The organism is Klebsiella sp. 141153 (genome assembly GCF_032601995.1).
Lineage (GTDB): Bacteria > Pseudomonadota > Gammaproteobacteria > Enterobacterales > Enterobacteriaceae > Klebsiella > Klebsiella aerogenes.
In genome coordinates, this window is sequence record NZ_JAQIRJ010000035.1 from 1 (window position 1) to 542 (window position 542).

At 62.2% G+C, this 542-nt stretch carries 1 protein-coding gene; it reads left to right on the top strand.

The window, feature by feature from the left end:
• Positions 1-542: MFS transporter (locus PGS10_RS24950; protein ID WP_316423642.1), on the top strand; the 542-nt coding region annotated here is incomplete at both ends.

A 542-nucleotide genomic window follows, 5' to 3' on the forward strand; every position in this document is an offset into this window, starting at 1 on the left:
ATGACCGGCGACGGTTTTGAACTCGCCTTCCTCTCGCACTACATCAAGGAGCTGGGCTTCAGCCCGGCGCAGGCCTCTTTCGCCTTCACCCTCTACGGCCTCGCCGCCGCCCTCTCGGCCTGGGTCTCCGGCGTGGTCGCGGAAATCATCACCCCGCGTAAAACCATGTTTATCGGTTTTGTGCTGTGGTGCGTGTTCCACGTCCTGTTCCTCGTCTTCGGTCTCGGCCGCGCCAACTACGCCTTAATCCTGCTGTTTTACGGTATCCGCGGTCTGGCCTATCCGCTGTTCCTCTACTCGTTCATCGTCGCCATTATCCATAACGTCCGCAGCGACAGCTCCAGCTCGGCCCTGGGCTGGTTCTGGGCGGTCTACTCCGTCGGCATCGGCGTGTTCGGCAGCTATATCCCGAGCTTCACCATCCCGCACATTGGCGAGATGGGCACTCTGTGGCTGGCGCTGGCGTTCTGCGTCACCGGCGGGCTGATTGCCCTGGCGGCGCTGCGCAACACCGAAACCCCGCGCCATATGCAGAACCTCAC